Genomic DNA, 20,538 nt, shown 5'->3' with positions numbered 1-20,538 from the left:
CCCGCTCCTTGCGGAATCGGATGCCGTGTGGCACGCGCGCGCGCTTGGATTCCGCGGACGCCGTGAGGTGGATCGACTCGGCCGGGGATCATCCCGGGCGTGTCGTGGGGCCCTTGCGCGGCGGGGCGGGGTGTGTCAGCGACTCAGTCGTCGTGCGGCTGCGCGGCGGCCGTTCGGTGGTGGCGGATGACCTCCGCCACGACGAAGTTGAACCACTTCTCCGCGAACGCCGGATCGAGGTCGGCGTCCTCGGCCAGACGCATCAGCCGCGCGATCTGCTGCTCCTCGCGTGCGGGGTCGGATGCCGGCATCCCGTGCTTCGCCTTCAGCACACCGACCTGCTTGGTGCAGCGGAAACGTTCGGCGAGCAGGAAGATGAGCGCGGCGTCGATGTTGTCGATGCTGCCGCGCAGCCCCTGAAGGATCGTCGAGGGATCGGCGTCGGTCATGAGTCCTCCCACATCGCTCCGACCCTATCGCGCCGCGCAGCCCCGTGCGGTGCGCGGTCGTTCGCCCGGGCCGGGTCCTACAGTGTGAGCATGAGCCGATCGACGCGCCCCGACCCGACCGCCGTTGGCGCCGACGCCGGGGCCTCCACCTCCCGCGACAAGCCGGTGTGGTCGGCGATCTCCCGCCCCTACGCGGCGGGGTTCTTCCTCACGCTCGGCGGGCTCACCGCCTTCCTTCTGGCGCTCGCGCTCGGCAAGCTGTCGACGGTTCTCATCTACATCGCGATCGCGCTCTTCGTCGCCCTCGCCCTCGACCCCCTGGTGCGCTTGCTCGTGCGCCGGGGCCTGTCGCGGGCGTGGGGCATCATCATCGTGTTCGGAGGGCTCGCGGTCATCCTCGCCGGAGCGCTCTGGCTGCTCATCCCGCCGGTCGTCCGTCAGGTCGAGCAGTTCGTCGGCGACATCCCCACGTTCGTCAACGACGTCATCGACAGCGACGCGGTGCGGTGGGTGGAGCAGAACTTCGGCGACAGCCTGGGCGACGTGCTGAAGGAGGTGCAGAGCTTCGTCACGAACCCGGCCAACATCGCCGCGATCGGCGGGGGGCTGCTGCAGGTAGGTATCAGCATCGGCGAGTTCGTCTCGGGCGCGATCATCGTGCTCGTGCTGAGCCTGTACTTCCTGGCCTCTCTGCCGAAGATGAAGAACAGCCTCGTTCGCCTCACCCCCGCGCGCAGCCGCGAGACGGTCTCCGACATGACCGGCCAGATCACCGACTCCGTCGGTGGCTACCTCGCCGGCATGGTCGTGCTCGCGCTGTGCAACGCGGTCTTCGCGTTCATCGTGCTGACGATCCTGCAGCAGCCGTTCGCCGCGCTGCTCGCGGCGCTCGCGTTCGGCATCACGCTCATCCCCCTCGTGGGTTCCGTGCTGTTCTGGGCGACCGCGACGCTGTTCACCCTCATCGTCAGCCCGACCGCCGGGCTCATCTTCGCCATCGTCTACCTCGTGTACATGCAGATCGAGGCATACATCCTCACGCCCCGCGTCATGAACCGCACGATCTCGGTCCCCGGTGCCCTCGTGGTGATCGGCGCTCTCGTCGGCGGCACGCTGCTGGGCCTGCTCGGCGCGCTCGTGGCGATCCCCGTGACGGCCTCGGTCCTGCTGATCATCAAGCAGATCGTCATCCCGCGACAGGATGCCAAGAAGTAGCGACGCCCGCCCCGCGCCGGTGCGCGCACGACCCGGCGCCCTCCTGCGCGGCTCCGGGCGTTCGTCTCGACGACGCCGGACGCCGTTGCGTACCCAGCCGGTGCGTCGGCGCCGTCGCGAAGCCGCTCAGCGCCTCGCGAGCAGCCGCGTGGGCGATGGCGAGACGGTGCGATGGCGCACGCGGCCCGGCACACCCGTCCGAGCGTCGAGCGGCAGAGACACGATCTCGTCGGCGAGCTGGCCGGCCACGAGCAGGGTGTCGTCGACCACGAGATGGTGACGCGGCCAGTGCGTACCGGTCTCGGCGAGCGCGGTCAGCTGCAGGCTCTCGCCCGCGCCGCGCACGGCGAGCACGCCGACCGTGTCGCTCCCGCGCACGCCGGCGTACAGCGCCGATCCGTCACGTCCCATGCTCAGCTCGGCCGCGGTGTCGGTCTCGAGCGTGCCCAGCAGCTGCTCCCCGGAGCGCACGTGCCAACGCCCCTCGCGGTCGGGGGCGAGCACGAACACTTCGCGGCTGAGCTCGGTGACGACGTAGAAGTGCCCGGAGGGATGCCAGAGCCCGTGCCGCGGACCGCTGCCCTTCGGGAGCACCACATCTTGCACGGGTCGCAGCCCGCCGGGAACGGTGCGCCAGATCCGCACGAGGTCGAGGCCCATGTCGGTGGTCGCGACGAGACCCCCGGGGAGGAACGTGGCCTGGTGTGCGCGCGAGACGCGGGCGCCGGCGACGGCCTCCTCCGATTCGGCATCCGTCTCGGGCACGTCGTCGTACGCCGGGATGAGGTGGGCGTACTCCTCGCCGGCCGCCTCGCGCAGCGCGCGGGCCGCGGCCGCGAGGTCGGGGACGACGGCGCCCGACACCCGCGCGCCGGTGGAGAGCGTTCCCTCCTCCGCCGACGAGTCGTAGGGGTCGGTGGCCGCGGCGGCGATCACCGGTCGTGAGGGGCGGCCCGCGGCATCCAGGTCCATGCGCACCACGCGCCCGTCGCCCCAACAGCTGGCGACGAGGAAGCTTGCGTCGGGGGCGACGGCCACGTGGCACACGGCCGCACCCGCATCTATCGGCGCCCCGAGCGGAGCCAGCCGCGTGTCGGAGACGCGGCGGTAGGCCTGCACCACCCCGTCGGACTCCAGGGCGGCGTAGAGGATCTCACCCGAGGGGTGCGGCGCGATCCACGAGGGCGATCCGGGCGCGGCGACGGCCGTGCCGACCATGCCGAGCGGCCCGCCGGCGCCCGCATCATCGGCCTCCCCGGCCTGCAGGATGCCGATGCCCTCGGCGGAGCCGGCATCCGCAGCGTACGCGCCGACCCAGAGGCGCATCAGTCGATGAGGTCGTGGCGCACGATGACCTGATCGCGGGCGGGGCCCACGCCGATCACCGAGATGCGCGTGCCGCTCATCTTCTCGAGGGCGAGCACGTAGTCCTGCGCGGTCTGCGGCAGGTCGTCGAACGTGCGGGCCGAGGAGATGTCTTCGCTCCACCCCGGGTAGTACTCCAGGATCGGCTTCGCGTGGTGGAAGTCGGTCTGGTTGACCGGGAGGTCATCGTACCGCTCGCCGTCGACGTCGTAGGCGACGCACACGGGGATCTGCTCGAGACCACCGAGGATGTCGAGCTTGGTCAGCACGAGGTCGGTGATGCCGTTGATGCGGGTCGCGTAGCGCGTGATGGGGGCGTCGTACCAGCCCACCCGGCGCGGGCGGCCGGTGGTCGTGCCGAACTCGAAGCCGCGCGAGCGCAGCCAGTCGCCGCTCTCGTCGAACAGCTCGGTCGGGAAGGGCCCCGAGCCGACACGGGTCGTGTAGGCCTTGACGATGCCGACGATGCGGTCGAGGCGGTTCGGGCCGACCCCGGAGCCGGTCGCGGCCCCACCGGCGGTCGCCGACGACGAGGTGACGAAGGGGTAGGTGCCGTGGTCGACGTCGAGCATGGTGGCCTGGCCGCCCTCGAAGACGACGACGTCACCCGCCTCGAGGGCGTCGTTGAGCAGCAGGGAGGTGTCGGCGACCATCGGGCGCACGCGCTCGGCGTAGGCCAGCAGGTCGTCGACGATCTCGTCGGCCGTGATCGACCGGCGGTTGAAGATCTTCACCAGGAGGTGGTTCTTCTGGTCGAGGGCGCCCTCGACCTTCTGACGCAGGATGTTCTCGTCGAAGAGGTCTTGCACGCGGATGCCGACGCGGTTGATCTTGTCGGCGTAGGCGGGGCCGATGCCGCGACCGGTGGTGCCGATCATGCGCTTGCCGAGGAAGCGCTCGGTGACCTTGTCGAGGGTGCGGTGGTACTGCGTGATGATGTGCGCGTTGGCGCTGATCTTCAGCCGGCTGGTGTCGAGGCCGCGGGCGTTGAGCGCCTCGAGCTCGTTGAAGAGCACCTCGAGGTCGACCACGACGCCGTTGCCGATCACGGGCGTCACGCCCGGAGACAGGATGCCGCTGGGCAACAGGTGCAGGGCGTACTTCTCGTCACCGATGACGACGGTGTGCCCGGCGTTGTTGCCGCCGTTGAACTTCACCACCCAGTCGGTGCGCTCTCCGAGCAGGTCGGTGGCCTTGCCCTTGCCCTCGTCGCCCCACTGGACGCCGACGATCACGATTCCGGGCATGAGTGCTCCTCGCATGTTGTCCGGCGGTACACCCCATCCTACCGAGCGGGTCCGACACGGCCGACGAGTGACCCCGGCGACGTCGGGCGGTAACGCCGTATCGCTAGTGTGAGCGCCATGGGGGCTAACGATGCGCGCCGCACCGTCACGGGAATCGATCGTCGCGGGGGGCTGAGCGTCCAATCGAGGCTGCTGATCATGCTGCTCCTCGTGAGCCTGCTCAGCGCGGCGGTGGTCGGGGCGGTGGGATACGTCAGCGGACGCGAGTCGCTGCGCGCCGAGGTCGTCGACAAACTCACCGCGATGCGGGAGCTGCGGACGGGCGAGATCACCGCCCTCCTCGGCGAGGTGCAGCGCGAGGCGGCTCTCGCCAGCAATAATGCCAGCGCTCGCGACGCTTCGACGGCGCTGAACGCCGGCTGGGACGCCCTGCAGAACCGGCCGCTGTCGGGCGAACAGGATGCCACCCTCTCCTCCTATTACTCCGGAACCTTCCTGCCGCGGCTGGAGGGCGTGACCGGCGACGACTACGCCGACCGCGCGTTCGTGCCGACCTCGACCGCCGGCCGCAACGCCCAGTACCTCTTCACGCGACAGGACGGCGCGGCCGACCGCCCCGCGACCGACCCCGGAGACGGCAGCGCGTACTCCGCCGCCTATCTGCAGGCCGACGACTACTTCTCCGATCTCGTGCGCACGGTCGGCTACACCGACGTGGTCGTCACCGACCTGTCGGGCGACGTGGTCTACACCGCCGCGGGAGGGGTCGACCTCGGGTCGAACCTCGACGACGGCCCGTTCCGCGAGAGCCGCCTCGCGCAGGGCTATCGCGACGTCGTCGCCGCCAACTCCGTCGACACCATCGTGACCACCGACATCGAGGAGTGGACGCCCGCGCTCGGCTTCCCCGTGATGTGGGTCGTCTCGGCGATCGGCGACGACGACGGCATCACCGGCGCGATGGCCCTGCAGGTCCCCATCCAGTGGATCAACGACGTCACGACCGGATACGAGCAGTGGCAGCAGCAGGGCTTCGGGGCGACGGGTGAGACCTACCTCGCGGGGTCGGACCGCCTCATGCGCTCCACCTCGCGACGCCTCGTGGAAGACCGCGACGGCTATGCAGCGGCGGTCATCGCCGACGGCACCTCGTCGGACACGGCCGAGCGCATCACCGAAGCGGGCGGATCGGTGCTGCTCCAGCCCGTCCGCGGCACCGCCGTCGACGAGGCCATCGCGGGGCGCACCGGCACCGCGGTCTCGACCGAGTACATCGGCGGCGAGAGCATCACGGCGTACGCACCGCTCGACATCGACGGCCTCGACTGGGTCATCGTCGCCCGGATGGACGCATCCGAGGCCTTCGAACCCGTCACCGACTTCACGCGCACCCTCCTGCTGTCGACGCTCGGGCTGGCGCTGCTGGTCAGCATCCTGAGCCTGTTGCTGTCACAGTCGTTCACGCGCCCCGTGCGGCGCCTCGCCCTCGCCGTGCGCAGCGTGGCCGACGGCGACTATTCGACGCGGGTCCCCGCCCGCGGCACCGACGAGTTCGCCGATCTCGCCCGATCGTTCAACGACATGGCCGGCGACCTCGAGGTGCGGCAGGAGCTCATCGACCATCAGCGCACGGAGAACGACCGGCTGCTGCGCAGCATCATGCCGCAGAGCCTCATCGAGAAGTACCGCGAGGGCGAAGAGACCCTCGCGGAGCGGCACGACGACGTGGCGGTCGTGTTCGCCGAGCTCCTCGGTTTCGACGAGTACTCTCGCTCGCTCGACGGGCAGGCCGAGACCCTGGCCCTGAACGAGCTGATGCGCGGGTTCGACGAGGCCGCCGTCCGGTGCGGGGTCGAGTCGGTGCGCACCCTGCGCGGGGGCTACCTGGCCAGCAGCGGACTCACCGTGCCCCGCGTCGACAACGCCCGTCGCGCCGTCGAGTTCGCCCTCGGCATGCGCGAGAGCGTCCAGCGCTTCAACGCGCGGACGGGGGCGTCGCTCGACGTGCGCGCGGGCGTCGACACCGGCGCGGTGACCAGCGGAGTGGTGGCGCGGGCCAGCCTCGCGTACGACCTGTGGGGCGACGCCGTGTCGTTGGCATCCCGACTCAGACGGTCGGGCGAGGAGCCGGGGGTCTTCCTCACCGACGCCGTGCGCACGCGGATCGAGGGCCTGTTCGACCTGGAGGATGCCGGAACGGTCCACGTCGACGGCCGGGAGACCCCGGTCTGGCGGGTGTCGTGATGCCGGGCGTGTTCGACGGCACCGCGATCGGGTGGGCGATCGCCGTGGTGGTCGCCGTCCCGGTGCTGCTGGTCGTGCTCACCGAGCTGATCGGCGTCCTGCGCCGGCGCCGGAGCCCCGCCGTCAAGCCGCTCCTGCTCCTGCGCAACGGTGTCGTGCCCGTCGGCGGCCTCGTGGGCCTGCTGGTGTTCGCCACCCGCTCCGAGGGCGACCTGGTGTGGCCGCGCGTCGTGGCGACGGTCTTCGGGTTCCTCGTCATCCTTCTCCTGCTCAGCGTGCTGAACGTCGCCCTGTTCGCCACGGCGGAGCGCGGGACCTGGCGGGAGCGCGTTCCGACGATCTTCGTCGAGATCGCCCGCCTCCTGCTCGTGGTGATCGGGCTCGGATTCCTCTTCCAGTGGGTCTGGGGCGCCGACGTCGGGGGCTTGATCACCGCGCTCGGGGTCACCTCGATCGTCATCGGGCTCGCGCTGCAGCGCGCGGCGGGCGGCATCGTGTCGGGCCTGCTCGTTCTCTTCGAGCAACCGTTCCGCCAGGGCGACTGGATCGAGACGGGCGGCACGACCGGCCGCGTCGTGGAGGTCAACTGGCGCGCGCTGCACATCGACACCGGCTCGGGGCTCCAGATCATCCCGAACGCGAAACTGGCCGACGCCTCGTTCGTGAACCTCTCCCGACCGCCCGGTCCCTTCACCGCCGTCATCACCGCGACCTTCGATCCGGCCGACCCCCCGCACGCCGTGACGGCGGTGCTGCGGCAGGTCGCCGAAGACCTGCCGGCTCGCGTGCCCGGCGGCGACATCACCGTCACCAACGGCGGCGCCGGAGCCTGGGAGGTGGCGATCCCCCTCGACTCCCCGGTCTACGCCGACGACGCGCGCAGCACCTTCCGGTCGTGGCTCTGGTACGCCGCGCGGCGGCGCGGCCTGGCTCTCGACAAGATCAGACCGGATGCCGCGGCCGAGCGCAGCGAGCTCGAGCACGCCATCGATTCCTCCGCCCGCTCGCTGCACCTCGACGAGACGCTACGCGACGCCGTGATCGAGGGAGCGCGCCTCGAACGCTTCGGCGCCGGCGAGGTGCTGCTGCGGGCCGGGAGCACCCCGGGACTGCTGTCGCTCGTGGTCGAGGGCCGCGTGCTGTTCGCCTCCGCCGACGGCGAGCCCGCCGGCGTCGCCGCCGAACGCGGGGAGTGGATCGGCACCTCGGCGCTCACGCGCGAGCCGGCGGCCACCACCGCGACGGCACTGACGGTCACGACCGTGCTCGTGCTCCCCCTCGCCCTCGCCGACCGCCTGCTGCGCGCGCGTCCCGCCCTCGCCGCCGAGCTGAGCGCCGACGCCGATCGTCGCCGGGAGCCGCGCCCCTCGATCTGAGCGGCGTGCGGTCGACGTCGCCCGACACGTCGCGTGCGGTCCGCGCGCCGCGGGGCCTCGGGCCGTGCCGCCGCGCCCACGGCCCACTAGCCTGAGGCCATGCAGCGATCGCGGGCCTTCGTCACCGGCTGGAACATCGCCCGCGCGGTCGCGGCCGTGAGCATCATCGTCGCCGTGGTGGCGCAGCTCGTGTCCTCCGTCGCCGGCGCCATCGACAAGGGGCGCGACGTCGTCACGACCGTCGCCAACTTCTTCAGCTTCTTCACGATCCTCTCGAACGTGTCGGCCTCGATCGTGCTGCTGCTCCTCGCCGTGCGGTTCCTCCGGCGGCGGAGTCTCGACGTCGATCCACCCGCCCTCGCGACCGTGCTCGCGTGGGTGTCGACCTACATGATCGTCACCGGCATCGTCTACAACCTGCTTCTGCGCGGCCTCCCCCTCCAGCCCGAGACCGTCGGCTGGTCCAACGAGATCATGCACGTCTGGGGTCCGCTCTTCCTCCTCCTCGACGTGCTCCTCGGATCGGGGCGTCGGCGCCTGCCCTGGACGGCGGCCCTGGGCGCGGCGATCTTCCCCGTCGTGTGGATCGTCTACACGCTGGTGCGCGCGCCGCTCATCACCAACCCCACCACGGGGGCGCCGTTCTGGTACCCCTACCCGTTCCTCAACCCCAACGAGGGCGGCGGCTGGGGCAGCGTGGTCGTCTACATCGTCGTCATCGCGGTCGTGATCGTGGGACTCGCCTACGGCGTCGTCGCGATCGGCCGTGTGCGAGGGCGGCGCGCGATCTGAGCCGAGCGAGGCGCCTTCCCCGGGCGCAGCCGGGCACCCTCGATGCGTGACTCTGGTCGCCTTCGTCGCCGGGGAGGTCGCCGGGCCAGGCCGCTCTCCCCGGACTCCCGGCGTGAGCGCCGGGCCCTGCTCACCTGATGAGCGCCGACCCTGTGGCGCTGCGCAAGACCTGAGCGCCCTACCCTGGAACGCGTGCGCACGCGACTGATGTCCGCGGCCCTGGCCGCCTCCGCCCTGCTCCTGCTCGCCGGCTGCGCCGGGGGCACCACTCCCGACACGGCACCCGACTCGGGTGCCTCGGCCAGCGCCGGCAGCGCGGAGTGCGCGTACCCGGCTTCGGGTCAGCCCGCCGTCGACGTCACCCCGCCCGCCGCGGGCACCGACCGACCGAGCGGCGACGTCGAGGCGGTTCTGAAGACCTCGGCGGGAGACATCCCGATCACCCTCACCGGCGAGCGCACCCCGTGCACCGTCGAGAGCTTCGTCTCGCTCGCGCAGCAGCAGTACTTCTCGAACACCGAGTGCCACCGCCTCACCACCTCGGGCATCTTCGTGCTGCAGTGCGGCGACCCCACCGGCACCGGCCGGGGCGGACCGGGCTACCGCTTCGCCGACGAGCTCGACGGCAGCGAGACCTACCCCGCCGGGACGGTCGCGATGGCCAACGCCGGTCCGGGCACCAACGGGTCGCAGTTCTTCCTCGTCTACGAGGACACGCAGCTGCAGCCCGACTACACCGTCTTCGGCCGGATGTCGCCCGCGGGCCTCGCCGTCGTGCAGGGCATCGCCGCGGCCGGCGCCGAGGGCGGGTCCGCCGACGGCCGCCCGGCGACGCCCGTCACGATCACCGACGTCGTGGTCGGCTAGGGCTCCTCCCCAAGCCGCTCGACGGCCGCGCTCGTCCCCCGGAGTCGGGCCACGGCATCCCTCCGCCCTAGAATCGAGGGCATGTCCAAGGTCCTGCAGTCCCTTCCCGTCGGCGAGCGCGTCGGCATCGCCTTCTCGGGTGGTCTCGACACCTCCGTGGCCGTCGCGTGGATGCGCGACAAGGGTGCCGTGCCCTGCACCTACACGGGCGACCTCGGGCAGTACGACGAAGACGACATCGCCTCGATCCCCGGCCGCGCCACGCAGTACGGCGCCGAGATCTCGCGCCTGGTCGACTGCAAGACCGCGCTCGTCGAAGAGGGCTTCGTCGCGCTGGCGTGCGGCGCGTTCCACATCCGCTCGGGCGGTCGCACCTACTTCAACACCACGCCCCTGGGCCGCGCCGTCACCGGCACGCTGCTCGTGCGCGCCATGAAAGAAGACGGCGTCGACATCTGGGGCGACGGCTCCACCTACAAGGGCAACGACATCGAGCGGTTCTACCGCTACGGCCTGCTCGCCAACCCCGCGCTGCGCATCTACAAGCCGTGGCTCGACGCCGACTTCGTCACCGAGCTCGGCGGCCGCAAAGAGATGAGCGAGTGGCTCGTCGCCCACGACTTCCCCTACCGCGACAGCGCCGAGAAGGCCTATTCGACGGATGCCAACATCTGGGGCGCCACGCACGAGGCCAAGACGCTCGAGCACCTCGACGTCTCGCTCGAGATCGTCGAGCCCATCATGGGCGTGCGCTTCTGGGATCCCGCGGTCGAGATCGAGACCGAAGACGTCACCGTCGCCTTCGAGGCCGGTCGCCCGGTCGCGATCAACGGCACGCGCTTCGACGACCCGGTGGCCCTGGTGCGCGAGGCGAACACGATCGGCGGTCGCCACGGCCTCGGCATGAGCGACCAGATCGAGAATCGCATCATCGAGGCCAAGTCGCGCGGCATCTACGAGGCCCCGGGCATGGCGCTGCTTTTCCTGACCTACGAGCGCCTGGTCAACAGCATCCTGAACGAAGACACCCTCGCCACGTACCACGAGCAGGGTCGTCGCCTCGGTCGCCTCATGTACGAGGGCCGCTGGCTCGAGCCGCAGTCGCTCATGCTGCGCGAGTCGATCCAGAAGTGGGTCGGATCGACCATCACCGGCTCGGTCACCGTGCGCCTGCGCCGTGGCGAGGACTACACGATCCTCGACACCGTGGCATCCGGCATGTCGTACTCGCCCGAGAAGCTGTCGATGGAGCGCGTCGGCGACGCCGCGTTCGGGCCCGTCGACCGCATCGGCCAGCTCACCATGCGCAACCTCGACATCGCCGACTCGCGTGCCCGCCTCGAGCAGTACGCGGCCCTCGGCCTCATCGGCGGACCGACCGGCGAGCTCGTCGGCGACGTCGCCGCCGGTGGCGCGCAGGAGATCATCGAGCCCGCCGCTCCCCTGACGGCCGACGGCGAGCGTCTCGCCGAGGCGACGGATGCCGCGGGCGAGGGCGCCGCGTTCGACAGCGGCACCGACTGACACGCGCGCGTGACGAGCTGACGCGCGTTTTCGCGAAGCCGGTGGTCCGTCGGGCCACCGGCTTCGTCGTGTCCGGCCGGGCGCGCCGGCGTCGCGACGGGCGAGCACAGGACCCCACGCGAGAACAGGACCGACTGCCACCACCCCGCCCTGTTCCGGAACGATCGCCTGTCCTCATGGGAGCCAGAGGGCCGTCGACTATAACTTGCACACCAGTGTGCACTTTAGGCGTACACTCGACCCGTGAGCATCCCCACCCGCCGTGACGCCGTCGAGAACCGCGCCGGCATCCTCGACGCGGCCACCGCCGCGATCGGCCACGACCCCCGCGCCTCGATCGACACGATCGCGCGCCGCGCCGGCCTCTCGCGCCGCGCGCTGTACGGCCACTTCGACGACCGCAACGCGATCGTGCGCGAGGTCATCGCCGCCGGCGCCGCCCGCTTCAACGCCATCGCCGACGACGTCGACGACGCCGACTCCCGCGTCGCGCTCGCCCGCTTGGCATCCGAGCTCTGGCGCGAAGCCGCCCACGTGCAGGCCGCCGCCGCCCTCGCCCTCGACGACGCGCACCTGCCCGATACCTCGGCGGCGCTCGCGCCGCTGCGCCGCCGCATCGACGCGATCGTCCGCCGCGGTCAGGAGGCGGGCGAGCTGCGCACCGACCTCCCCGCGCCGACCCTGGCTCGCCTGCTCGAGGAGACCGGTCGCATGGTCGTCTCCCGGGTGGATGCCGAGTCCTCCACCGCGCGCGCCATCGCGGTGTGCGCCGTGCTGGGCATGGCGGGACTGTCATGGACCGAGGCGCGCGAGATCCTCGCGCAGCACCCCGAGCTGGAGGCGCAGTGAGAATCGTCGTCGACGCCGTCGCGAAGGGCCGCAGCGAGCTGCCCGCAACCACGACGGCCTACGAGACCGGCACCGCGACCCTCGTGGTCGCCGAGACGGAGCAGCGTCCCACGGTGTTGGGGCTCGTGGCATCCGGTCGCATGAAGGTCGACGCCGGCAGCGTCACGATCGACGGACGGGCCGATCGCGGCGCCATCCGCCGTCGTGTCGCCCTCGTCGATGCGCCCATCGTGTCGGAGCCGGAGCCGAACGTCACCGTGACCGGCGTCGTCGCCGAAGAACTGATGTTCGCCGGCCGCGCACCGACCCCCTTCGCGGCCGCGCGCTGGCTCGAGCAGATCGGGCTCGAGGCGATCGCGTCGCTTCCCGTGGGGAACATCGACCCCGCCGCGCGCGTACGCCTGCTGCTCGAGCTCGCCGCCCTGCGCAAAGACGTCGAGGGCCTCGTGCTGGTCGCCCCCGACCGCCACGGCGGCGAGCCCCTCGGATGGTGGCGCATCGCGCGCGAGTTCGCCGAGCGCGGCTACGCCGTGCTCGTGATCGCGGGGAGCGCGTCGCGCACCGCGATCGACCGGTTCGACGACGCCGAGGAGCCGACGCGATGAAGATCCCCCAGATGATCACGGCCGAGCTGCGCCGCCTCACCTCCACCCGCATGTCGGTGCTGGCCCTGATCGCGCTGCTCGCGGTGCCGATCCTCTACGGCGGCCTGTACCTCTGGGCCAACCAGGACCCCTACGGCAACCTCTCGAACGTTCCCGTGGCCCTCGTCGTCGACGACCGGGGTGCCGAGGTGAACGGCGCGCAGCGCGACCTCGGCGACGAGGCCGCCGAGCAGCTGCTCGACGACGGCACCTTCGAGTGGCACCGGGTCTCGGCGGATCAGGCCGACGCCGGCCTGCAGGCGGGCGATTTCGACTTCATCGTCACCCTGCCGGCCGATTTCACGGAGGCCGTCGCCTCGCTCTCGAGCGACAGTCCCCGCCAGGCCGACATCGAGCTGCGAACGAACGACGCCAACAACTACCTCGCCTCGACGATCGGCACCCAGGCGGTCGCGAAGATCCAGACCTCCGTCGCACAGAAAGTGATCGACGAGGCCGGTGGGACCCTGCTCGACGCCCTGCACACCATCCGCGTGAAGCTCGTGGATGCCACAACCGGGGCCACACAGCTGGTCGACGGTCTCGCGACCGCGAAGGACGGCTCCTCCCAGCTGGCGAGCGGCTCGGTCACGCTCGCCGACGGTTCGTCTCAGCTGGCCGACGGAACGTCGCAGCTCTCGGCCGGAGCGAACCAGCTGCGCGACGGGACGGCGCAATTGCGTGACGGGTCGGCGCGCGTGGCCGACGGCGCCCAGCAGGTCGCGGGCGGCGTCGATCGCATCGACGCCGCCGCCCGACAGGTCGGCTCGATCTCCGCCGACGCGGCGGCACAGCTGCCGCAGGCGCGGAGCGACATCGCCACGGCCCTGGCCGACGCCGGGCTCGATCAGGCGCGCATCGACGAGATCCTCGCGCGCCTCGACCCGGTCGGTGAGCGCCTGACCGCCGCGAACGATCGCGTGCAGAGCACCGTCGCCCAGATCGACCAACTCGACGACGGCGCCCGCCAGGTCGCCGACGGCAGCGCCTCGGTGGCCTCGGGGGCAGCGACGGCCGCCGACGGAGCCTCGGCCCTGGCCGACGGCGCCGCCTCCGCGGCATCCGGGGCCGCACAGCTGCGCGACGGATCCGCCCAGCTCCGCGACGGCGCCGCTCAGCTCGACAGCGGCATCGCTCAGCTCTCCGACGGTGCGACCCAGCTGCGTGACGGCCTGGCCGCGGGGGTCGAGCAGATCCCCGACTCCGACGATGCCACGCGGCAGGCGCAGGCGGCGGCCATCAGCGATCCCGTCGCGGTCGGCACGAGCGCCGTCACCAAGGCGCAGAACTACGGCGCCGGCCTCGCCCCGTTCTTCGCCGCGCTGGCGGGATGGATCGGCATCTACGCCCTCTTCCTCATCGTGAAGCCCGTGTCCAAGCGCGCCATCACGGCGCTGCGCTCCCCCGTGCGCGTCACCCTCGCCGGGTGGCTCACGCCGGCGGGCCTCGGGGCCCTGCAGATGGTGGGGCTGTTCACGGTGCTCGCCATCGCTCTGCAGTTCTCGTTCGCGAACCCATGGGCGGCCCTCGGCATCCTGCTGTTCGCCTCGGCGACGTACGCGGCGATCGTGCTCGCGCTGAACGTGTGGCTCGGCTCGGTGGGGCAGTTCCTCGGCCTGGTGCTGATGGTGCTGCAGCTCGTCACCGCCGGCGGCACGTTCCCGTGGCAGACCCTGCCCGCCCCTCTCGCGGCGCTGCACCACGTGCTGCCGATGGGATACGTCGTGGATGCCATGCGGCAGGTCATGTACGGCGGCGACGTCTCGCGGGTCGGACCCGATCTGCTCGTGCTCGGCGCGTGGATGGCCGGTGGCGTGCTGCTCGCCGCGATCGGGGTGACGCGGATGACGCATCACCGCACCCTGCGCGACCTGCAGCCGAGCCTGATCGGCTGACGCGGCGCCCCCACCTCGCGCGAGTCGCCAGATTTCGTCGCTTCGCCAGTCTCCCAGGCGACGATTTCTGGCGACTCACGCAGGAGCGACGGGTCACGTCGGCAGACGCACCGCGAACACCGTGCGCCCCGGTTCGCTCTCGACCGCGATGCTCCCGCCGTGGGCCTCGGTGATCGCCTGCGCGATCGAAAGTCCGAGCCCCGTGCTGCCAGCATCCCGGTTGCGGGAATCGTCGGCCCGCGCGAACCGGTCGAACAGCCGCCCGGCGACCCCCGGGTCGATGCCCGGCCCGTCGTCGACGACGCGCAGCACCGCCTCCGCCCCGTCGCGGGCGAGCGAGAGGGTCACCGTCGTGCCGGGCGGCGTGTGCACCTGGGCGTTGCGCAGCAGGTTGGCCACCACCTGCCGCAGGCGGTTCTCGTCGCCGGTCACCGAGATCAGGTCGTCGGTGACGTCGAGGCGCCAGGCGTGCGTGGCATCCGCCGCCTGCGCGTCGCTCACAGCGTCGACGGCGAGCAGCGTGAGCTCCACCTCGTCGCGGCGCAGGGGCTGACCGGCATCCAGCCGCGCCAGCAGCAGCAGGTCGTCGACGAGGGATGCCATGCGCGTGGCCTCCGACTCGATCCGGTCGAACGAGCGCGCCTGCGTCGGCGTCATCGGGGCGTCTTCGCCGAGCGACAACTGCGCGTAGCCGCGGATGCTCGACAGCGGGGTGCGCAGCTCGTGACTCGCGTCGGCGATGAACCGGCGGAGCTGGTCCTCGCTGTGCTGGCGCGCCGCGAGCGAGGTCTGCACGTGCCCCAGGAGTCCGTTCAGTGAAGCCCCGACGCGGCCCACCTCGGTGGTCGGGTCGGTGTCGGCGTCACCCACGCGATCGGGGATCTCCACGCTCCCCGCGGCCAGAGACAGCGTCGACACCCGCTGGGCGACCGCGGCGACACGGTCGAGGGGCCGCAGACTCCGACGCACGAAGAGCGAGAGGCCGACCACGGCGATCAGCAGGGTTGCCGCGCTGACCGCGAGGAGGATCACCGTCAGGGCTGTCGTGGTCGCCGAGACGTCGGCATCCGAGTTGCCGGCGAACACCGTCGTGCCGTCGACCTCGGCCGCGGCGACCCGGAACGACCCCAGGTCGCCGCCGAGGTCGATCGTGACCGGGGTGCGGTCGGTGGGCACGTCCGCCTGCAGCAACGCGACCTGGTCCGCCGTCAGCTGCACCTGCGTGCCGTCGCTGCGCGTGTAGTCCGACGTGCGCACGGTGCCGTCGGAGGCGACGACCGCCTGCAGCGAACCGATCCGCGGCGCCGGGCGGTCGGCATTCTGGCCCTGATCCTGACCCTGGCCCGGCGGGGGCTGGGATCCGCCGCGGTTCTCGAACGACCCGCGACCGGATGCGAACGACAGCCCCTCGGTCACCTGCTGATCGAGCCGGTCGAGGGTGAAGGAGCGCAGCGACACGATCGTCGCGAGGCTCATGACGACGAAGGCGAGCGCGACCAGGAGGCTGGTGCCGACGACGAGGGTGCGGCGCAGCGTCCACCGCCGCCCCGGCGAGCGCCGATCGGACGGCTGCCGCGACGACGAGTGCGACGACGACGAGGACCGCGACACGGCGGACGCGGTCATGACGCCTTGATCGTGTAGCCGACGCCGCGCACCGTATGGATGAGCGGTTCGCCGAGCGTGTCGATCTTCTTGCGCAGGTACGAGATGTAGATCTCCACGACGCTGCCGTCTCCGCCGAAGTCGTAGCTCCACACCTGGTCGAGGATCTGCGCCTTGCTCAGCACGCGGCGCGGATTCTGCATGAGGTAGCGCAGCAGCTCGAACTCGCGGGCGGTGAGCTTGATCGGGATGCCGCCGCGCTCGACCTCGTACGCCTCCTCGTCGAGCGTCAGATCGCCCACGCGCAGCCGCGGATCGGCGTCGGCGACCGCGGCGACGTGGCGTCGGGCCATGCCGCGCAGGCGCACGACGACCTCCTCGAGGTTGAAGGGCTTCGTGACGTAGTCGTCGGCTCCCGCCGAGATGCCGGCGATGCGGTCTTCGACGGCATCCTTCGCCGTCAGGAACAGCACGGGAGCGTCGTTCCCGGCCGCGCGCACGCGGGCGAGCAGCGCCATGCCGTCGAGCCCCGGCATCATGATGTCGAGCACCAGCAGGTCGGGGTCGAACTCGCGGATGACGCCGAGCGCCTCCTGCCCGTCGGCGGCGGTGCGCGCCTCCCACCCCTCGTTCTGCAGCGCCATGCGCAGGAGCTCGCTCAGGTTGGCCTCGTCGTCGACGACGAGCGCGCGGATCGGCGTGCCGTCGGGGCGCAGGAGGGGGGCGGGGCGGGAGGTCATGGATGCCAGCATGCCCGCCCACAGCCGCCGTGTCACCGCGACATACGCGCTTCATAGAAACCGTGAGGCGGCGGTGAGGGTGCCGTTCCTACGTTCACTGCGACGGCCGCACCTCGCGTCCGGAAGGAGAAGCATGTACGGCACCTACCTGCGGCGCGAACTCGCCGGCCGCACCAAGCAGACCGTGATCGTCGCGGTCGGACTGGCGATCGCGATCGCTCTCGTCATCGTGGTCAACGCCCTGTCGGCGGGAGTGCGCGACGCGCAGTCGCAGGCGCTGTCGTCGGTCTACGGCGTGGGCACCGACCTCACCGTCACGGGCGCGCAGACCCAGCCCGGCGAGGACGGCGGGGGTCCGCGCTTCGACTTCGGCGCCGAGGACGGCGCCACCAGCGACGGCACGACCACGCTCAGCCAGTCGCGCCTCATGACCGACATGATGCGCGGAACGCTCGACGCGTCCACCGTGACGACGGTCACCGGTCTCGACGGCGTCACGGCCGCGACCGGCGCCCTCGCGCTGACCAACACCACGTTCTCGGGCCAGATCCCCGACCGCAGCGCCACCACCGACGGCAGCACGGGCAGCGGCTCCGCGCAGGGCCAGGGCATGGGCGAGCCCCCGGCCGGCGGTCCCGGCGGCGACGGCGGCAGCGCCTTCGGCGTCGACTCCTTCAGCGTCCTCGGCGTCGACCCCTCGGCATCCGTCGGCCCCCTCTCCTCCGTCACGGTCAGCGAGGGCCGCGCTCTGGATGCCGCGGATGCCGGCACCGACGTCGCCGTCATCGACGCGACCTATGCGGCGAGCGCCGGCCTCAGCGTCGGCGGGACCGTCGACGTGGGCGGCACCGCGATGCAGATCGTCGGCATCGTCGCCTCGGCCTCGGCCGACGCCGACACCGCCGCGAACGTCTACCTCCCCCTCGACGTGGCCCAGTCCCTCGCCGGGGTCGGCGACGTGGTGTCGACCGTCTACGTGCAGGCCGATTCGGCGGATGCCATCGACCAGGTGCAGAGCGAGATCGCCGCCGCACTCCCCGACGCCACCGTGAGCTCGCAGTCCGAGCTCGCCTCCACCGTCTCGGGTTCGCTCTCGAGCGCCTCGACGATGATCTCGAACCTCGGCACCTGGCTCAGCCTCGTCGTGCTGCTGGTCGCCCTCGCCCTCGCCGTCCTCTTCACGATCTCCGGCGTCGCCCGCCGCACCCGCGAGTTCGGCACGCTCAAGGCCATCGGGTGGTCGAACGCGCGCATCGTGCGGCAGGTCGCGGGCGAGTCGCTCGTGCAAGGCCTGCTCGGCGGCGTCGCGGGTCTGATCCTCGGGCTCGGCGGCATCCTGCTGGTCAACGTCATCTCGCCGACCATCTCGGTCGCGGCGAGCAGCTCGGGCGGCTCCGGAGGCCAGGGCGGGCCCGGCGCCGGTGGTCCCGGCGGCGGTTTCGGTCAGGCGGCGGCGCAGGCCACCGACATCGTGCTGAGCGCCCCCGTCACTCCGGTCGTCGTCCTGGCCGCGGTCGGCATCGCGGTGCTCGGCGGCGTGCTCGCCGGAGCGTTCGGTGGATGGCGCGCCGCTCGCCTCAGCCCCGCCGCCGCCCTCCGTTCGGTCGCGTGAGCGGCATCCCCCGTCCTTCGAAGGAGACATCATGACCCTCACCGTTCCCACCACCACCGCCACCGCGTATCGCCTCTCGAAGGTCACGCGCACCTACCGACAGCGCGAGCGCACCGTGCAGGCCCTCGCCGGCATCGACCTCGAGATCGCCGCGGGCGACTTCGTGACCATCCAGGGCCCGACCGGTGGCGGCAAGTCGACGCTGCTGCAGACGCTCGGCGCGCTCGACCGCCCCTCGAGCGGGTCGGTGACGCTCGGCGAGGTCGACATCGCGAGCGCGTCGAACGCGCAGCTGAGCCGCTTGCGCGCCGAGGAGATCGGCTTCGTGTTCCAGGGCTTCAACCTCATCCCCACCCTGACCGCGGCGGAGAACGTCGACATGGGGCTCGAGCCGTTGCACCTCGACCGCGGCGAGCGCGACCGGCGGGTGACCGAGGCCCTCACGCGCGTCGGCCTGGCCGATCGTGCCGACCACCGCCCGGGCGAGCTCTCGGGCGGTCAGCAGCAGCGCGTCGCGATCGCGCGTGCCGTTGCGAAGCAGCCCCGCGTGCTGCTCGCCGACGAGCCGACCGGCAACCTCGACGAGAGCATGCGCGACGAGATCCTCGACGTGCTCGAGACGCTCAACGCCGAGGGGCTGACCCTCGTCGTCGTGACGCACGACTCCGCCGTGGCGCGCCGGGCCCGCCGCCGGCTGCGTCTGGCGAAGGGCGTGGTGACCGACATCACGAACGGTTGACGCGGGGAGGGGTGGTCCGGGGCACCGGGCCACGCCTCCGCCGCAGCCGCGAGGCCCGGATCCTGTCGAGAACGCGAGGACCCTGCGCCTGTCGAAGGGTCCGGACCCCGCCCCGACCCCGAGCTCATCGAGACCGATAGGACCCTGAGCCTGTCGAAGGGTCCGGACCCCGCGCCGCCCCCGGAGGCTTCGACAAGCTCAGCCACCTCCGCCCCGATCCGCGCCGCGCCGACCCCGGAGGCTTCGACAAGCTCGGCCACCTCCGCCCCGATCCGCGCCGCCCCGCCCCGGAGGCTTCGACAAGCTCAGCCGCCTCCACCCGGACCCCTCCGCCCACCCGAGCCGTCAAGTCCCGCCGCGGCCGCGGCATCCACCCCCTACAGTCGAAGCACGTCGAAACCGAGGGATGGGATGCCATGGCCGCCCGCAACACCCGACTCATGCGCTGCACGCCCGACGACCTCTTCGCGGTGCTGTCGGACGGGTGGCTGTACCCCGTGTGGGTGGTCGGCGCTGCCCGCATGCGCGACGTCGACGCGCAGTGGCCGCGCGAGGGCAGTCGCATCCACCATTCGCTCGGCGTCTGGCCCGTGATGATCCACGACGAGACCGAGATCGTCGAGTGGGACCCTCCGCGTCGACTCCGCCTGCGGCCGGAAGCCGGTCTGCTCGGTCGCGGAGTGATCCGCATCGATGTGCGCCCGCACGGCGACGGGATCGCCGTGACGATCGTCGAGGAACCCGTGTCGGGCGCCGCCGCCCTCCTGCCCTCGCTGCTGTGGAAGCCGATGCTCGTGGCGCGCAATCACGAGTGCCTGAACCGCTTGGCGTTCCTCGCCGAGGGGCGCCGCGACGAGCGCGAGGCGCGCGAGCTCGACCACCGCACCGAGACACCCGATCCCGCCGAGGGAACCCCGTCGCCGCAGGCGGAGGAGGACGTGCGGGAAGCCGGCGTCTGACGCCGAACGCCTCGTCTCGGGGAAACGCTCCGTCGCACGCCCGCGGTCCCCACGGCCCCGGGAGATGATGCGAAGAACGCACGTCACCGCCGACGCGCGAAGGGAGAATCGGTGGATGCCGACGTCATCATCGTGGGCGCGGGACTGGCCGGCCTGGTCGAGAGCAACGAGCTCGTGCGGGCAGGCCGACGCGTGATCCTCGTCGACCAGGAGAACGCCGCGAACCTCGGCGGGCAGGCGTTCTGGTCGTTCGGAGGCATCTTCCTCGTCGACTCCCCCATGCAGCGTCGCCTCGGCGTGCGCGACTCGTTCGATCTCGCCTGGCAGGACTGGCAGGGCTCGGCCGGGTGGGACCGGCTCGACGGCCCGCACGGGGAGGACGAATGGGCGAACAAGTGGGGGCGGACGCTCGCGGC

General features: G+C 71.8%; 17 protein-coding genes and 1 pseudogene. 13 read left to right on the top strand and 5 right to left on the bottom strand.

What is annotated here, in order from left to right:
• Positions 1–143 precede the first annotated feature (143 nt).
• Positions 144–449, bottom strand: a complete 306-nt coding sequence (locus tag Q0818_RS00600; protein WP_298870230.1) for a chorismate mutase — start codon at positions 447–449, stop codon at positions 144–146.
• Positions 450–539: 90 nt separating this feature from the next.
• Between Q0818_RS00600 and Q0818_RS00595 the strand changes: the two genes are divergently transcribed.
• On the top strand, positions 540–1,664 hold the full coding sequence (locus Q0818_RS00595; RefSeq protein ID WP_298870228.1) for an AI-2E family transporter: 1,125 nt from the start codon (positions 540–542) through the stop codon (positions 1,662–1,664).
• 126 nt (positions 1,665–1,790) lie between these two features.
• On the opposite strand, the gene Q0818_RS00590 is transcribed toward Q0818_RS00595, so the two are convergent.
• Positions 1,791–2,990 carry a beta-propeller fold lactonase family protein gene (locus Q0818_RS00590; RefSeq protein WP_298870227.1) on the bottom strand — a complete coding sequence of 400 codons (1,200 nt, stop codon included), beginning with the start codon at positions 2,988–2,990 and terminating at the stop codon, positions 1,791–1,793.
• Positions 2,990–4,276 carry an adenylosuccinate synthase gene (locus tag Q0818_RS00585; protein WP_298870226.1) on the bottom strand — a complete coding sequence of 429 codons (1,287 nt, stop codon included), beginning with the start codon at positions 4,274–4,276 and terminating at the stop codon, positions 2,990–2,992. The genes Q0818_RS00590 and Q0818_RS00585 overlap by 1 nt, the downstream gene beginning before the upstream one ends.
• Positions 4,277–4,393: 117 nt before the next feature.
• Here Q0818_RS00585 and Q0818_RS00580 point away from each other — a divergent pair, with 117 nt between their 5' ends.
• The 8 genes from Q0818_RS00580 to Q0818_RS00545 all read left to right on the top strand — a co-directional run bounded on the left by Q0818_RS00580 (position 4,394) and on the right by Q0818_RS00545 (position 14,467).
• On the top strand, positions 4,394–6,520 hold the full coding sequence (locus tag Q0818_RS00580; RefSeq protein ID WP_298870225.1) for an adenylate/guanylate cyclase domain-containing protein: 2,127 nt from the start codon (positions 4,394–4,396) through the stop codon (positions 6,518–6,520).
• Positions 6,520–7,896, top strand: coding sequence for a mechanosensitive ion channel domain-containing protein (locus Q0818_RS00575; RefSeq protein ID WP_298870222.1), 1,377 nt, complete (start codon positions 6,520–6,522; stop codon positions 7,894–7,896). The genes Q0818_RS00580 and Q0818_RS00575 overlap by 1 nt, the downstream gene beginning before the upstream one ends.
• Positions 7,897–7,995: 99 nt before the next feature.
• The gene (locus Q0818_RS00570) at positions 7,996–8,688 is read left to right on the top strand and encodes a Pr6Pr family membrane protein (RefSeq protein ID WP_298870221.1); all 693 of its coding nucleotides are present in this window, start codon (positions 7,996–7,998) and stop codon (positions 8,686–8,688) included.
• A gap of 192 nt (positions 8,689–8,880) precedes the next feature.
• The gene (locus tag Q0818_RS00565) at positions 8,881–9,555 is read left to right on the top strand and encodes a peptidylprolyl isomerase (RefSeq protein ID WP_298870219.1); all 675 of its coding nucleotides are present in this window, start codon (positions 8,881–8,883) and stop codon (positions 9,553–9,555) included.
• Positions 9,556–9,636: 81 nt separating this feature from the next.
• Positions 9,637–11,079, top strand: coding sequence for an argininosuccinate synthase (gene argG, locus Q0818_RS00560; protein WP_298870217.1), 1,443 nt, complete (start codon positions 9,637–9,639; stop codon positions 11,077–11,079).
• 243 nt (positions 11,080–11,322) lie between these two features.
• Positions 11,323–11,928 carry a helix-turn-helix domain-containing protein gene (locus Q0818_RS00555; protein ID WP_298870215.1) on the top strand — a complete coding sequence of 202 codons (606 nt, stop codon included), beginning with the start codon at positions 11,323–11,325 and terminating at the stop codon, positions 11,926–11,928.
• Positions 11,925–12,533 (top strand): hypothetical protein, encoded by a 609-nt coding sequence (locus tag Q0818_RS00550; protein ID WP_298870214.1) that lies wholly within the window; start codon positions 11,925–11,927, stop codon positions 12,531–12,533. The genes Q0818_RS00555 and Q0818_RS00550 overlap by 4 nt, the downstream gene beginning before the upstream one ends.
• A complete protein-coding gene (locus tag Q0818_RS00545) occupies positions 12,530–14,467 on the top strand; it encodes a YhgE/Pip domain-containing protein (RefSeq protein ID WP_298870212.1) in 1,938 nt (645 codons plus the stop codon). Before Q0818_RS00550 ends, Q0818_RS00545 begins: the two co-directional genes overlap by 4 nt.
• Before the next feature lie 93 nt (positions 14,468–14,560).
• Here the strand turns inward: Q0818_RS00545 and Q0818_RS00540 are convergent, their stop codons facing one another.
• Positions 14,561–16,093, bottom strand: coding sequence for an ATP-binding protein (locus Q0818_RS00540; RefSeq protein WP_298870211.1), 1,533 nt, complete (start codon positions 16,091–16,093; stop codon positions 14,561–14,563).
• Positions 16,090–16,812: a response regulator transcription factor gene (locus Q0818_RS00535; RefSeq protein ID WP_298870210.1), complete on the bottom strand. Its 723-nt coding sequence runs from the start codon at positions 16,810–16,812 to the stop codon at positions 16,090–16,092. The genes Q0818_RS00540 and Q0818_RS00535 overlap by 4 nt, the downstream gene beginning before the upstream one ends.
• Positions 16,813–16,945: 133 nt before the next feature.
• Here Q0818_RS00535 and Q0818_RS00530 point away from each other — a divergent pair, with 133 nt between their 5' ends.
• From Q0818_RS00530 to Q0818_RS00515, 4 genes and pseudogenes are all read left to right on the top strand, one after another.
• Positions 16,946–18,424, top strand: a complete 1,479-nt coding sequence (locus Q0818_RS00530; RefSeq protein WP_298870209.1) for an ABC transporter permease — start codon at positions 16,946–16,948, stop codon at positions 18,422–18,424.
• A 31-nt stretch (positions 18,425–18,455) separates the two neighbouring features.
• Positions 18,456–19,163, top strand: coding sequence for an ABC transporter ATP-binding protein (locus Q0818_RS00525; protein ID WP_298870208.1), 708 nt, complete (start codon positions 18,456–18,458; stop codon positions 19,161–19,163).
• Between the two features lie 416 nt (positions 19,164–19,579).
• Positions 19,580–20,122 carry an SRPBCC family protein gene (locus Q0818_RS00520; RefSeq protein WP_298870207.1) on the top strand — a complete coding sequence of 181 codons (543 nt, stop codon included), beginning with the start codon at positions 19,580–19,582 and terminating at the stop codon, positions 20,120–20,122.
• Between the two features lie 111 nt (positions 20,123–20,233).
• Positions 20,234–20,527 (top strand): annotated as a pseudogene (locus Q0818_RS00515) (FAD-binding protein); the annotation flags it as partial.
• Positions 20,528–20,538: the final 11 nt, after the last annotated feature.

This window comes from uncultured Microbacterium sp., assembly GCF_947489255.1.
GTDB classification, from domain to species: Bacteria; Actinomycetota; Actinomycetes; order Actinomycetales; family Microbacteriaceae; genus Microbacterium; species Microbacterium phycohabitans.
This window is presented reverse-complemented; position numbering and strand designations above follow the sequence as displayed.

Bases quoted from the DNA above. Each gene is read 5' to 3' on its own strand.
- argG (WP_298870217.1), top strand. From the start codon at position 9,637: ATGTCCAAGGTCCTGCAGTCCCTTCCCGTCGGCGAGCGCGTCGGCATC.
- Q0818_RS00525 (WP_298870208.1), top strand. From the start codon at position 18,456: ATGACCCTCACCGTTCCCACCACCACCGCCACCGCGTATCGCCTCTCG.
- Q0818_RS00595 (WP_298870228.1), top strand. From the start codon at position 540: ATGAGCCGATCGACGCGCCCCGACCCGACCGCCGTTGGCGCCGACGCC.
- Q0818_RS00535 (WP_298870210.1), bottom strand. From the start codon at position 16,812: ATGACCTCCCGCCCCGCCCCCCTCCTGCGCCCCGACGGCACGCCGATC.
- Q0818_RS00585 (WP_298870226.1), bottom strand. From the start codon at position 4,276: ATGCCCGGAATCGTGATCGTCGGCGTCCAGTGGGGCGACGAGGGCAAG.
- Q0818_RS00590 (WP_298870227.1), bottom strand. From the start codon at position 2,990: ATGCGCCTCTGGGTCGGCGCGTACGCTGCGGATGCCGGCTCCGCCGAG.
- Q0818_RS00540 (WP_298870211.1), bottom strand. From the start codon at position 16,093: ATGACCGCGTCCGCCGTGTCGCGGTCCTCGTCGTCGTCGCACTCGTCG.
- Q0818_RS00520 (WP_298870207.1), top strand. From the start codon at position 19,580: ATGGCCGCCCGCAACACCCGACTCATGCGCTGCACGCCCGACGACCTC.
- Q0818_RS00530 (WP_298870209.1), top strand. From the start codon at position 16,946: ATGTACGGCACCTACCTGCGGCGCGAACTCGCCGGCCGCACCAAGCAG.
- Q0818_RS00580 (WP_298870225.1), top strand. From the start codon at position 4,394: ATGGGGGCTAACGATGCGCGCCGCACCGTCACGGGAATCGATCGTCGC.
- Q0818_RS00575 (WP_298870222.1), top strand. From the start codon at position 6,520: ATGCCGGGCGTGTTCGACGGCACCGCGATCGGGTGGGCGATCGCCGTG.
- Q0818_RS00600 (WP_298870230.1), bottom strand. From the start codon at position 449: ATGACCGACGCCGATCCCTCGACGATCCTTCAGGGGCTGCGCGGCAGC.
- Q0818_RS00570 (WP_298870221.1), top strand. From the start codon at position 7,996: ATGCAGCGATCGCGGGCCTTCGTCACCGGCTGGAACATCGCCCGCGCG.
- Q0818_RS00545 (WP_298870212.1), top strand. From the start codon at position 12,530: ATGAAGATCCCCCAGATGATCACGGCCGAGCTGCGCCGCCTCACCTCC.